This is a genomic window from Bacillus sp. FSL R5-0576, from assembly GCF_038004765.1.
Classification (GTDB): Bacteria; Bacillota; Bacilli; order Bacillales; family Bacillaceae; genus Bacillus; species Bacillus subtilis.
The window spans coordinates 4,050,429-4,063,934 of record NZ_JBBORU010000001.1; the positions used below are offsets into that span (position 1 = coordinate 4,050,429).

Annotated in this window: 14 protein-coding genes; all 14 read left to right on the forward strand. The window is 43.6% G+C overall.

Annotated features, from left to right (window positions below; translation table 11 throughout):
- Positions 1-46: 46 nt before the first annotated feature.
- Positions 47-1,960 carry an ATP-dependent zinc metalloprotease FtsH gene (gene ftsH, locus NX903_RS20835; protein ID WP_003243881.1) on the forward strand — a complete coding sequence of 638 codons (1,914 nt, stop codon included), beginning with the start codon at positions 47-49 and terminating at the stop codon, positions 1,958-1,960.
- Positions 1,961-2,154: 194 nt separating this feature from the next.
- The gene (locus NX903_RS20840) at positions 2,155-2,931 is read left to right on the forward strand and encodes a type III pantothenate kinase (protein ID WP_010886388.1); all 777 of its coding nucleotides are present in this window, start codon (positions 2,155-2,157) and stop codon (positions 2,929-2,931) included.
- An 11-nt stretch (positions 2,932-2,942) separates the two neighbouring features.
- Positions 2,943-3,818, forward strand: a complete 876-nt coding sequence (gene hslO, locus NX903_RS20845) for a redox-regulated molecular chaperone HslO (protein ID WP_003226695.1) — start codon at positions 2,943-2,945, stop codon at positions 3,816-3,818.
- A gap of 46 nt (positions 3,819-3,864) precedes the next feature.
- A complete protein-coding gene (locus NX903_RS20850) occupies positions 3,865-4,758 on the forward strand; it encodes a peptidyl-prolyl cis-trans isomerase (protein ID WP_069322317.1) in 894 nt (297 codons plus the stop codon).
- Positions 4,759-4,833: 75 nt separating this feature from the next.
- Positions 4,834-5,760 carry a cysteine synthase A gene (gene cysK / locus NX903_RS20855; RefSeq protein WP_003218399.1) on the forward strand — a complete coding sequence of 309 codons (927 nt, stop codon included), beginning with the start codon at positions 4,834-4,836 and terminating at the stop codon, positions 5,758-5,760.
- A gap of 166 nt (positions 5,761-5,926) precedes the next feature.
- Positions 5,927-7,339, forward strand: a complete 1,413-nt coding sequence (locus NX903_RS20860; protein ID WP_044052656.1) for an anthranilate synthase component I family protein — start codon at positions 5,927-5,929, stop codon at positions 7,337-7,339.
- A 13-nt stretch (positions 7,340-7,352) separates the two neighbouring features.
- Positions 7,353-7,937 carry an aminodeoxychorismate/anthranilate synthase component II gene (gene pabA, locus NX903_RS20865; RefSeq protein WP_015715111.1) on the forward strand — a complete coding sequence of 195 codons (585 nt, stop codon included), beginning with the start codon at positions 7,353-7,355 and terminating at the stop codon, positions 7,935-7,937.
- Positions 7,937-8,818, forward strand: coding sequence for an aminodeoxychorismate lyase (pabC, locus tag NX903_RS20870; protein WP_042975667.1), 882 nt, complete (start codon positions 7,937-7,939; stop codon positions 8,816-8,818). Before pabA ends, pabC begins: the two co-directional genes overlap by 1 nt.
- Complete coding sequence (gene folP, locus NX903_RS20875; protein WP_024571695.1) at positions 8,800-9,657, forward strand: dihydropteroate synthase; 858 nt, start codon at positions 8,800-8,802, stop codon at positions 9,655-9,657. Before pabC ends, folP begins: the two co-directional genes overlap by 19 nt.
- Positions 9,650-10,012 carry a dihydroneopterin aldolase gene (gene folB / locus NX903_RS20880; RefSeq protein ID WP_014478613.1) on the forward strand — a complete coding sequence of 121 codons (363 nt, stop codon included), beginning with the start codon at positions 9,650-9,652 and terminating at the stop codon, positions 10,010-10,012. The genes folP and folB overlap by 8 nt, the downstream gene beginning before the upstream one ends.
- Complete coding sequence (gene folK, locus NX903_RS20885; RefSeq protein WP_003226679.1) at positions 10,009-10,512, forward strand: 2-amino-4-hydroxy-6-hydroxymethyldihydropteridine diphosphokinase; 504 nt, start codon at positions 10,009-10,011, stop codon at positions 10,510-10,512. Before folB ends, folK begins: the two co-directional genes overlap by 4 nt.
- Positions 10,464-10,673 carry a helix-turn-helix domain-containing protein gene (locus NX903_RS20890; RefSeq protein ID WP_003226678.1) on the forward strand — a complete coding sequence of 70 codons (210 nt, stop codon included), beginning with the start codon at positions 10,464-10,466 and terminating at the stop codon, positions 10,671-10,673. The genes folK and NX903_RS20890 overlap by 49 nt, the downstream gene beginning before the upstream one ends.
- Positions 10,674-10,696: 23 nt before the next feature.
- Positions 10,697-11,698 (forward strand): tRNA dihydrouridine synthase DusB, encoded by a 1,002-nt coding sequence (gene dusB, locus NX903_RS20895; protein WP_014475588.1) that lies wholly within the window; start codon positions 10,697-10,699, stop codon positions 11,696-11,698.
- Between the two features lie 91 nt (positions 11,699-11,789).
- Entirely contained in the window at positions 11,790-13,289 is a 1,500-nt protein-coding gene (gene lysS / locus NX903_RS20900; RefSeq protein ID WP_003242743.1) for a lysine--tRNA ligase, read from the forward strand.
- Positions 13,290-13,506: the final 217 nt, after the last annotated feature.

The following is a 13,506-nucleotide window of genomic DNA, read 5'->3' on the forward strand; positions in this document are numbered from 1 at the left end:
TGGTACTATTGAACATAGTTGTGCTTACTGTGGGAGGAGGTAAGGAATGAATCGGGTCTTCCGTAATACCATTTTTTATTTACTTATTTTATTAGTAGTAATCGGGGTTGTGAGCTACTTCCAGACCTCAAATCCGAAAACAGAAAATATGTCGTACAGTACGTTCATCAAAAACCTGGATGACGGGAAAGTTGATAGCGTATCGGTTCAGCCTGTCAGAGGTGTTTATGAGGTAAAAGGGCAGCTGAAAAACTACGACAAAGATCAATACTTTTTGACTCATGTTCCTGAAGGAAAGGGAGCAGACCAGATATTTAACGCTTTGAAAAAGACAGACGTAAAGGTTGAGCCCGCTCAAGAAACAAGCGGATGGGTGACGTTCCTGACGACCATCATCCCATTTGTCATTATCTTTATTCTGTTTTTCTTCCTGCTCAATCAGGCTCAAGGCGGCGGCAGCCGTGTCATGAACTTTGGCAAGAGTAAAGCGAAGCTGTATACAGAGGAAAAGAAACGCGTCAAATTTAAAGACGTTGCAGGGGCTGACGAAGAAAAGCAAGAACTTGTTGAAGTTGTTGAGTTTCTGAAAGATCCCCGCAAGTTTGCCGAGCTTGGCGCCAGAATACCGAAAGGCGTGCTTTTAGTCGGGCCTCCGGGTACCGGTAAAACATTGCTTGCCAAGGCTTGTGCAGGAGAAGCCGGCGTACCTTTCTTCAGCATCAGCGGATCTGATTTCGTTGAAATGTTTGTAGGGGTCGGTGCTTCCCGTGTGCGTGACTTGTTTGAAAATGCGAAAAAGAATGCGCCTTGTTTGATCTTCATTGATGAAATTGACGCAGTCGGACGTCAGCGTGGCGCTGGTCTCGGCGGTGGACACGATGAACGTGAACAGACGCTAAACCAATTGCTTGTTGAAATGGACGGATTCAGCGCTAATGAAGGAATTATCATCATTGCTGCGACGAACCGTGCGGACATCTTGGACCCAGCCTTACTTCGTCCGGGACGTTTTGACCGTCAAATCACAGTGGACCGCCCAGATGTCATTGGCCGTGAAGCTGTATTGAAAGTCCATGCGAGAAACAAACCGCTGGATGAAACGGTTAACCTAAAATCAATTGCCATGAGAACACCAGGCTTCTCGGGCGCTGACTTAGAAAACCTCTTGAATGAAGCTGCGCTTGTAGCAGCTCGTCAAAACAAGAAAAAAATCGATGCGCGTGATATTGACGAAGCGACGGACCGTGTAATTGCCGGACCCGCTAAGAAGAGCCGCGTTATCTCCAAGAAAGAACGCAATATCGTGGCTTATCACGAAGGCGGACACACCGTTATCGGTCTCGTTTTAGATGAGGCAGATATGGTTCATAAAGTAACGATTGTTCCTCGGGGCCAGGCTGGCGGTTATGCTGTTATGCTGCCAAGAGAAGACCGTTATTTCCAAACAAAGCCGGAGCTGCTTGATAAAATTGTCGGCCTCTTGGGCGGACGTGTTGCTGAAGAGATTATCTTCGGTGAAGTCAGCACAGGGGCGCACAATGACTTCCAGCGTGCGACGAATATTGCAAGACGAATGGTTACGGAATTCGGTATGTCAGAAAAACTGGGACCGTTGCAATTTGGACAGTCTCAGGGCGGTCAGGTATTCTTAGGCCGTGATTTCAACAACGAACAGAACTACAGTGATCAAATTGCTTACGAAATTGATCAGGAAATTCAGCGCATCATCAAAGAATGTTATGAGCGTGCGAAACAAATCCTGACTGAAAATCGTGACAAGCTTGAATTGATTGCCCAAACGCTTCTGAAAGTTGAAACGCTTGACGCTGAACAGATCAAACACCTTATCGATCATGGAACATTACCTGAGCGTAATTTCTCAGATGATGAAAAGAACGATGATGTGAAAGTAAACATTCTGACAAAAACAGAAGAAAAGAAAGACGATACGAAAGAGTAATTCGCTTTCTTTCTAAAAAAACTGCCGGCTGACGCTGGCAGTTTTTTTATGTAAATTATGGGCTCAGCTGCGGCTTTTACAATCATCCAATTCTGGTATCGATTTGTTTACAAATGAGCCGCTGATCGTGTATGGTATTGTAGAATGTTTGTAAAAAGTAAAGTAGAGAAACTATTCAAAAGTGGTGATAGAGGTTGTTACTGGTTATCGATGTGGGGAACACCAATACTGTACTTGGTGTATATCATGATGGAAAATTAGAATATCACTGGCGTATAGAAACAAGCAGGCATAAAACAGAAGATGAGTTTGGGATGATTTTGCGCTCCTTATTTGATCACTCCGGGCTTATGTTTGAACAGATAGATGGCATTATTATTTCGTCAGTAGTGCCGCCAATCATGTTTGCGTTAGAAAGAATGTGCACAAAATACTTTCATATCGAGCCTCAAATTGTTGGTCCAGGTATGAAAACCGGTTTAAATATAAAATATGACAATCCGAAAGAAGTGGGGGCAGACAGAATCGTAAATGCTGTCGCTGCGATACACTTATACGGCAATCCATTAATTGTTGTCGATTTCGGAACCGCCACAACGTACTGCTATATTGATGAAAACAAACAATACATGGGCGGGGCGATTGCCCCTGGGATTACAATTTCGACAGAGGCGCTTTACTCGCGTGCAGCAAAGCTTCCGCGTATCGAAATCACCCGGCCCGACAATATTATCGGAAAAAACACTGTTAGCGCGATGCAATCTGGGATTTTATTTGGCTATGTTGGCCAAGTGGAAGGAATCGTTAAGCGAATGAAATGGCAGGCAAAACAGGAACCAAAGGTCATTGCGACAGGAGGCCTGGCGCCGCTCATTGCAAACGAATCAGATTGTATAGACATCGTTGATCCATTCTTAACCCTTAAAGGGCTGGAATTGATTTATGAAAGAAACCGCGTAGGAAGTGTATAGGAGGTTTAGTAATGGATTATTTAGTAAAAGCACTTGCGTATGACGGAAAAGTTCGGGCTTATGCAGCGAGAACGACTGATATGGTAAATGAGGGGCAGAGACGCCATGGTACGTGGCCGACAGCATCCGCTGCATTGGGCCGCACAATGACAGCTTCACTTATGCTCGGCGCTATGCTGAAGGGCGATGATAAGCTGACCGTGAAAATCGAGGGCGGAGGTCCGATCGGAGCTATTGTAGCTGATGCCAATGCCAAAGGAGAAGTCAGAGCCTATGTCTCTAACCCGCAAGTTCATTTTGATTTAAATGAACAAGGCAAGCTTGATGTCAGACGTGCGGTTGGAACAAACGGAACGTTAAGTGTCGTAAAAGATTTAGGTTTGCGCGAGTTCTTCACAGGACAAGTAGAAATCGTTTCAGGAGAATTAGGCGATGATTTCACTTACTATCTTGTGTCATCTGAGCAGGTTCCTTCATCAGTGGGCGTAGGTGTGCTCGTAAATCCTGACAATACCATTCTTGCGGCAGGGGGCTTTATTATTCAGCTGATGCCGGGAACAGATGATGAAACAATCACAAAAATTGAACAGCGTCTATCTCAAGTAGAGCCGATTTCTAAGCTCATCCAAAAAGGGCTGACACCAGAAGAAATTTTAGAAGAAGTCCTAGGCGAGAAACCTGAGATTTTGGAAACGATGCCTGTCAGATTCCATTGCCCTTGTTCAAAAGAACGGTTCGAAACAGCCATTTTAGGACTAGGCAAAAAAGAAATTCAAGATATGATAGAAGAAGATGGACAAGCCGAAGCAGTATGCCATTTTTGTAATGAAAAGTACTTATTTACAAAAGAAGAGCTGGAAGGGCTTCGTGACCAAACTACCCGCTAAGCTCTTTAGCGGGTTTTTAATTTGAGAAAAGGGGCTGAAAGCAGGTTTGAAATCAAGAACAATCTGGACCATTATTTTAGGGGCGCTGTTGGTTTGCTGTATTGCTGTTGCATATACGCTGACGAAATCCCAAACCGGCGCATCGTCATCCGGTGAGTCTATTGCGACTATCGGAGGCAAGAGTGTGACAAGAGAAGAATGGCTGAAAGAAATGGAAGATCAGTATGGTAAGTCAACGCTTGAAGATATGATCAATGTCCGAGTTGTTGAGCAGCTGGCTAAAAAGAACAACCTTAAAATATCCAAAAGCGAAGTTGATCGTGAGTTTTTGCTGATTAAAGCGGTCAATAATTCCTTTTACGAAGATGAACATACGACGGAGAAAGAGTGGAAAGACCAAATTCGTTATAATATCCTCCTTGAGGAATTGTTAACAAGGGATATCGATATCTCAAACAAAGAACTGGAATCATTCTATAATAAAAATAAGGAACTATATCAGTTTGATGATTCGTATCGAATTCGGCACATTGTTGTAAAAGATGAAGAAGAAGCAAGAGAAGTCCTGAAAGAACTGAAAGGCGGATCAAGCTTTGAAGCTGTCGCTGCCGAAAGATCTACAGACAGATATACATCACCATACGGCGGAGATTTAGGTTTTGTCACAGAGGCATCAGACAACATTCCATCAGCATACATTGAAGAGGCGAAAACACTCAAAGAGGATGAATGGTCTCAGGAACCAATAAAGGTCAGCAATGGATATGCCATTATCCAGCTGAAAGAAAAACTAAAGGCAAGAACGTTCTCATTTGATGAAGTAAAGGACCAGATCAGACGGCAAATCGCAATGGATCAGTTAGGCGATAAAGCGACAGTTAAGACCCTTTGGAAAGAAGCCGATGTATCTTGGTTTTATGGGGAAAAAAGTACTAAGTGATTGACAAAAAATTTTGAAATTGATAGATTATATACATAATACCAATACAAATAGTCGGAAATTGAGGTGTCGAGAATGGTACGTGTAGCAAACTCCATTACTGAATTAATTGGGAATACGCCAATCGTTAAATTAAATCGCCTTGCAGATGAAAACAGTGCGGATGTATATCTAAAACTTGAATACATGAACCCTGGAAGCAGTGTAAAAGACCGTATCGGTTTAGCCATGATTGAAGCGGCTGAAAAAGAAGGAAAATTAAAAGCCGGTGATACAATCATTGAACCGACAAGCGGAAATACTGGAATCGGGCTTGCAATGGTTGCTGCTGCTAAAGGATTAAAAGCCATTTTGGTTATGCCTGATACAATGAGCATGGAGCGCCGCAACCTTCTTCGCGCATACGGTGCTGAGCTTGTGCTGACTCCTGGTGCGGAAGGCATGAAAGGTGCCATTAAGAAAGCTGAAGAGCTTGCTGAAAAGCACGGATACTTTGTGCCGCAGCAGTTTAACAACCCTTCTAACCCAGAAATTCACCGCCAAACAACGGGTAAAGAAATCGTTGAGCAATTCGGTGATGACCAGCTTGACGCATTTGTAGCCGGAATCGGAACGGGCGGAACGATTACGGGAGCGGGCGAAGTGCTGAAGGAAGCGTACCCTTCCATTAAGATTTATGCTGTTGAACCGTCAGATTCCCCAGTGCTTTCAGGAGGAAAACCAGGCCCCCACAAAATTCAGGGAATCGGAGCTGGATTCGTGCCGGACATCTTAAACACTGAAGTATATGATGAAATCTTCCCTGTGAAGAATGAAGAAGCATTCGAATATGCCCGCAGAGCTGCACGTGAAGAAGGAATTCTCGGAGGCATCTCATCAGGTGCGGCAATTTATGCTGCTCTTCAAGTAGCAAAAAAACTCGGAAAAGGCAAAAAAGTATTGGCCATCATTCCAAGTAACGGCGAACGTTATCTAAGCACGCCGCTGTATCAATTCGATTAAAAAAAGCCAAAACTCCCGGTCCGCCGGGAGTTTTTTTATATTTCGTGCATCAAATATGCCATGTCTGCGACGAATGTTATTCTTGGAAGAGAAATTCACTTTTTTCACTAACAACATTGCTTTACAATTAAAAACAAGTAAAAAAGAAAATAGAGGAATGATACAAATGGCACAACGCAGACCGGCAGGCAAAAAAATACCTTTTCAAAAAGACTCATTCTTACAACAATTTGAGAAACTTGCGCAATCCCGGAAACATCATGTACTTCTCGAAAGTGCAAGAGGCGGCAGATATAGTATAGCCGGTCTTGATCCAATTGCGACTGTGAAAGGAAAAGACGGAATAACTACAATTAAGCATGGTGATGAGATGCTGTTTAAAGAAGGTGATCCATTACGGGCCTTCCACAGCTGGTTTAAAACACTGGAAACAGAAACGAATCATGAGTTCCCTGACTTTCAAGGCGGGGCAATCGGGTTTCTCAGCTATGATTACGCACGGTACATTGAAAATTTTAAAATGCTCTCATTAGATGATCTAGAAACACCAGATATTTATTTTCTTGTTTTTGATGATATAGCAGTTTATGACCATCAAGAAGAGTCTCTATGGCTGATTACTCATGTTAATGGTTCTGATCAGGAAACAGCGGATGTGAAGCTATCTGAGTTAGAGCAGATGTGGCTGACTGAGCTTCCCGCTGTCTCTTCGCGAGAGATGAACCCTGAAACAGATGGTTCTTTCGCGGCGCCATTTACCGAGGATGGGTTCTCACAAGCTGTAGAGAAAATCAAACAATACATTGCCAGCGGAGATGTGTTTCAAGTCAATCTATCAATAAGGCAGTCACAGTCACTGTCTGCCCACCCATATCAAATTTACAAAACCTTGAGAGAAGTAAATCCTTCTCCTTATATGGCGTATTTAGAAACACCTGATTTCCAAATCATTTGCGGATCGCCTGAACTGCTTGTCAGCAAAAAGGGCAAGCTATTAGAGACAAGACCGATTGCGGGCACCCGTTCCAGAGGGAAAACAAATGAAGAAGACGAGGCGCTTGCAAACGAATTGATACACAATGAAAAAGAACGCGCGGAACATGTCATGCTGGTTGATCTTGAGCGAAATGATCTGGGAAGAGTATCACGTTACGGGTCTGTGCGCGTAAATGAATTCATGGCAATTGAAAAATACTCGCATGTGATGCACATTGTGTCTAATGTCCAAGGTGAACTGCAGGATGGGTATGATGCTGTAGATATTATTCATGCTGTGTTTCCCGGAGGAACCATTACTGGTGCACCGAAAGTAAGAACGATGGAAATTATAGAAGAACTTGAGCCGACACGCCGAGGGCTTTATACTGGATCTATAGGATGGTTTGGATATAATCACGATCTGCAGTTTAATATCGTCATTCGAACCATTTATGCAACCGGAGGGCAGGCATTTATGCAGTCCGGCGCAGGAGTTGTGATTGATTCTGTTCCGAAGCACGAATACAAGGAATCATTCAAAAAAGCTTTTGCGATGCAAAGAGCATTAGAGCTGAGCAAAGAAGAGACAAAAATTAGATGAGGTGAGCGGAGAAATGATTTTAATGATTGATAACTACGATTCATTCACGTACAACTTGGTACAGTATTTGGGCGAGCTTGGGGAAGAGCTGGTTGTGAAACGCAATGACAGCATCACAATCGAAGAAATTGAAGAACTGTCTCCGGACTTTCTGATGATATCTCCCGGACCGTGCAGCCCTGATGAGGCGGGAATCAGCCTCGAAGCAATTAAACATTTCGCAGGGAAAATTCCTATTTTCGGTGTATGTCTCGGACATCAGTCCATCGCACAAGTGTTCGGTGGTGATGTTGTTAGGGCAGAACGGCTTATGCACGGGAAAACCTCGGATATCGAGCATGACGGCAAAACCATTTTTGAAGGGTTGAAAAACCCCCTTGTTGCGACGCGATACCACTCGCTGATCGTAAAACCTGAGACGCTGCCAAACTGTTTTACAGTAACAGCACAAACGAAAGAAGGAGAAATCATGGCTATTCGCCACAATGACCTCCCGATAGAGGGCGTGCAATTTCACCCAGAGTCTATTATGACCTCCTTTGGGAAAGAAATGCTCAGAAATTTTATTGAGACATATCGCAAGGAAGTTATTGCGTGATGATATATGTGAACGGCCGGTATATGGAGGAGAAAGATGCAGTTCTTTCTCCTTTTGACCATGGGTTTTTATATGGGATCGGTGTTTTCGAAACCTTCAGGCTCTACGAAGGCTGCCCGTTTTTGCTTGATTGGCATATAGAAAGGCTTGAACGCGCGCTTAAGGATCTGCAAATCGAATATACTGTTTCAAAGCATGAGATCCTTGAGATACTGGACAAGCTGCTTAAGCTAAATGATATCAAGGATGGCAATGCCCGCGTCAGACTGAACATATCAGCGGGGATCAGCGATAAAGGCTTTGTCGCCCAGACGTACGATAAGCCGACCGTTTTATGCTTTGTGAATCAGCTGAAACCAGAAAGCCTTCCTTTGCAAAAAGAAGGAAAGGTTTTATCGATACGGAGAAACACTCCAGAGGGATCGTTCCGGTTAAAATCTCATCATTATCTAAATAATATGTATGCGAAACGGGAAATTGGAAATGATCCGCGTGTCGAGGGAATTTTCTTAACGGAGGATGGAGCTGTTGCAGAGGGTATCATATCTAATGTCTTTTGGAGAAAAGGTCGTTGTATCTATACGCCATCGCTTGATACTGGTATTCTGGACGGCGTCACGAGACGTTTTATCATAGAAAATGCAAAGGATATCGGCCTGGAGCTCAAAACGGGCCGATATGAGCTAGAAGCTCTCTTGACAGCTGACGAAGCGTGGATGACGAACTCGGTTCTTGAAATCATCCCGTTTACTAAAATAGAAGAAGTAAACTATGGAAGCCAAAGCGGAGAAGCAACCTCCGCTCTTCAATTGTTATACAAAAAAGAAATAAAGAACATGATGTATGAAAAGGGAGGAAGAGCATGGCGCAGCACACAATAGATCAAACACAAGTAATCCACACTAAGCCCAGCGCTTTATCATATAAAGAGAAGACGCTGGTGATGGGAATTTTAAACGTAACGCCTGACTCTTTCTCGGACGGTGGAAAATATGACAGCTTGGACAAGGCGCTGCTGCACGCGAAAGAGATGATCGATGATGGTGCCCATATCATTGATATCGGAGGGGAATCGACAAGGCCTGGCGCTGAGTGCGTATCTGAGGATGAGGAGATGTCCAGAGTCATTCCGGTGATTGAGCGGATTACGAAAGAGCTTGGTGTTCCTATTTCTGTAGATACGTACAAGGCTTCTGTCGCAGATGAAGCAGTGAAAGCCGGCGCATCCATTATCAATGATATTTGGGGAGCCAAACATGATCCGAAGATGGCTTCCGTTGCAGCTGAACATAATGTTCCAATTGTTCTCATGCATAACCGCCCTGAAAGAAACTACAATGACTTATTGCCGGATATGCTGACGGACTTAATGGAGAGTGTAAAAATTGCTGTTGAGGCCGGAGTAGACGAGAAGAACATTATTCTTGATCCCGGTATCGGTTTCGCGAAAACCTATCACGATAACTTGGCAGTGATGAACAAACTAGAGATTTTCAGCGGGCTGGGATATCCGGTTCTTCTGGCAACCTCCCGAAAAAGATTCATCGGACGTGTTCTGGATCTTCCGCCTGAGGAGCGGGCTGAGGGCACAGGCGCGACTGTGTGTCTCGGCATTCAAAAAGGCTGTGACATTGTCAGGGTCCATGATGTAAAACAAATTGCCAGAATGGCGAAAATGATGGACGCGATGCTGAATAAGGGAGGGGTGCACCATGGATAAAGTTTATGTAGAAGGTATGGAGTTTTACGGATATCACGGTGTGTTCAAAGAAGAAAACAAACTTGGCCAGCGGTTTAAAGTCGATTTAACCGCTGAGCTGGATTTAAGCAAAGCTGGACAAACAGACGACCTTGAGCAAACGATCAACTATGCTGAACTCTATCACGTATGTAAAGATATCGTGGAAGGGGAGCCTGTAAAATTGGTGGAAACGCTGGCAGAACGTATTGCTGGCACTGTTCTCGAAAAATTTCAGCCTGTTCAGCAATGTACGGTAAAAGTGATTAAGCCAGACCCGCCAATTCCCGGACACTATAAATCAGTAGCAATTGAAATTACGAGAAAAAAGTCATGAACAACATAGCTTATATTGCACTTGGATCTAATATTGGAGATAGAGAAACGTATTTAAGGCAAGCAGTGGCTTCACTGCATCAGCATGCTGCGGTGACAGTCACTAAAGTGTCGTCTATTTACGAAACTGACCCGGTCGGATACGAAGATCAAGCTCAATTTTTGAATATGGCTGTTGAAATCAAGACATCATTGAACCCTTTTGAACTCCTTGAACTGACGCAGCAGATAGAAAATGAATTAGGCAGAACAAGGGAAGTAAGATGGGGGCCGCGGACGGCAGACCTTGACATTTTGTTATTTAATCGTGAAAATATTGAAACAGAGCAACTAATTGTTCCGCATCCGAGAATGTATGAGCGTTTGTTTGTCCTTGCGCCGCTTGCGGAAATTTGCCAGCAGGTTGAAAAAGAGGCTACAAGCGCCGAAACAGACCAAGAAGGTGTAAGAGTATGGAAGCAGAAATCTGGGGTAGACGAATTCGTGCATTCAGAAAGCTGAAAGGTTATACTCAAGAAGGATTTGCAAAAGCATTAGGTATATCAGTTTCTATTCTCGGCGAAATTGAACGCGGAAACCGATTGCCGTCAGCTGCCATCATTCAAGATGCAGCAGATGTTTTAAATATAAGTGCGGACGAATTGGCGCCGCCAGAAAAATAGAACAAATGAAAGGAGGAGAAAAATTGTTCAAAATCGGAGATATTCAATTGAAAAACCGGGTTGTGCTCGCACCTATGGCTGGTGTCTGCAACTCTGCGTTCAGATTGACTGTAAAGGAATTCGGAGCCGGATTGGTATGCGCTGAAATGGTCAGTGACAAAGCGATCCTTTACAACAATGCAAGAACAATGGGTATGCTTTATATCGATGAACGTGAGAAACCACTCAGCCTTCAAATTTTCGGAGGAAAAAAGGAAACCCTTGTGGAAGCGGCGAAGTTTGTAGACCAAAACACAACTGCTGATATCATTGACATTAACATGGGATGTCCCGTGCCGAAGATTACAAAATGCGATGCGGGAGCCAAATGGCTTCTCGATCCTGATAAGATTTACGAAATGGTTTCTGCAGTAGTGGATGCTGTTAATAAGCCAGTTACAGTGAAAATGAGAATGGGTTGGGATGAAGACCACATTTTCGCAGTGAAAAATGCACAGGCTGTAGAACGTGCGGGCGGTAAAGCAGTTGCGCTTCACGGCCGTACGAGAGTGCAGATGTACGAAGGAACGGCAAACTGGGATATCATCAAAGAAGTAAAACAATCAGTATCGATTCCGGTTATCGGAAACGGCGATGTTAAGACACCGCAGGATGCTAAGCGTATGCTCGATGAGACAGGAGTAGACGGGGTCATGATCGGACGCGCTGCATTGGGCAATCCGTGGATGATTTACCGTACGGTTCAGTATCTTGAAACAGGTGAATTAAAAGAAGAGCCGCAAGTACGCGAAAAAATGGCCGTATGCAAACTGCATCTTGACCGCCTGATTGACTTAAAAGGTGAAAACGTAGCGGTAAGAGAAATGAGAAAGCATGCTGCATGGTATCTGAAAGGCGTGAAAGGCAATGCGAACGTTCGTAATGAAATCAATCATTGCGAGACGAGAGAAGAGTTTGTACAGCTTTTAGATGCGTTTACGGTTGAAGTTGAGGCAAAAGAGCTTCAAAATGCAAAAGTAGGATAATACTCACCTCTATTTGCTGCTCACTGCTAGTTTTACGCTGGCAGTTTTTCTGCTTTTTTCATGAAACAATATCTGTAATGGAGTGATAACAATGAGTCAAGAAGAGCATAACCATGAAGAATTGAATGATCAGCTGCAAGTCAGACGCGATAAAATGAATCAGCTGAGAGATAACGGCATCGATCCATTCGGCGCACGTTTTGAAAGAACTCATCAGTCTCAAGAAGTTATTTCGGCATATCAAGATCTAACCAAAGAAGAGTTAGAAGAAAAAGCGATTGAAGTTACAATCGCAGGCCGCATGATGACAAAACGCGGCAAAGGAAAAGCCGGCTTTGCCCATCTTCAGGATTTAGAAGGCCAAATCCAAATCTACGTAAGAAAAGACAGTGTCGGTGACGACCAATATGAAATCTTCAAGTCTTCTGACCTCGGTGATCTTATCGGCGTAACCGGAAAAGTCTTCAAAACAAATGTAGGCGAATTGTCTGTTAAAGCAACTTCCTTTGAATTGCTGACAAAAGCGCTTCGTCCGCTTCCTGACAAATACCATGGTTTAAAAGACGTTGAGCAGCGCTACCGTCAGCGCTACCTGGATCTTATCGTAAACCCAGACAGCAAACATACGTTCATTACACGAAGCAAGATCATTCAAGCTATGAGAAGATACCTTGATGATCATGGATACTTAGAAGTAGAAACACCTACAATGCACAGCATTCCTGGGGGAGCTTCTGCACGTCCGTTTATCACTCACCACAACGCGTTAGACATTCCACTCTATATGCGTATTGCTATCGAACTGCACCTAAAACGTCTAATTGTCGGCGGTTTAGAAAAAGTATATGAAATCGGCCGTGTTTTCCGTAACGAAGGAGTCTCTACACGCCATAACCCTGAATTTACAATGATTGAGTTATATGAAGCATATGCGGACTATAAAGATATCATGAGCTTAACTGAAAACCTTGTCGCTCATATCGCCCAAGAAGTGCTTGGCACAACTACGATTCAATACGGGGAAGAGCAAATCGACCTTAAACCGGAGTGGAAAAGAATCCATATGGTTGACGCAGTCAAAGAAGCGACTGGCGTTGATTTCTGGGAAGAGGTTACTGTTGAGCAGGCGCGTGAATATGCAAAAGAACATGAAGTAGAAATTAAAGACTCTATGACAGTAGGCCATATCATCAACGAATTCTTCGAACAAAAAATTGAAGAAACGCTTATTCAGCCAACGTTTATTTACGGGCATCCTGTAGAAATTTCTCCTCTTGCTAAGAAAAACCCTGAGGACCCGCGTTTTACAGACCGTTTTGAGCTGTTTATCGTTGGCCGTGAACATGCCAACGCGTTTACAGAGCTGAATGATCCTATTGATCAAAGAGAACGCTTTGAAGCGCAATTAAAAGAGCGTGAAGCCGGTAATGATGAAGCTCATCTAATGGATGAAGACTTTGTTGAAGCTCTGGAATACGGTATGCCGCCAACAGGAGGTTTAGGCATCGGTATCGACCGTCTGGTTATGCTGCTGACGAATGCCCCTTCTATTCGCGATGTGCTGTTATTCCCGCAAATGAGACAACGCTAATAAAGAAGAGCGGTATTCTCCATATAGAAAGGATGCCGCTCTTTTTAAATTCCTTAGTATTTCTTCAAAAAAACTATTGCACTATTATTTACTAGGTGGTATATTATTATTCGTTGCCGCTAAACAAGGCGATAACGAAAAAATAACTTAAAAAAAGTTATTGACTTCACTGGGTCAACGAGTTATAATAATAAAGTCGCTTGAACGAAGTGAACAA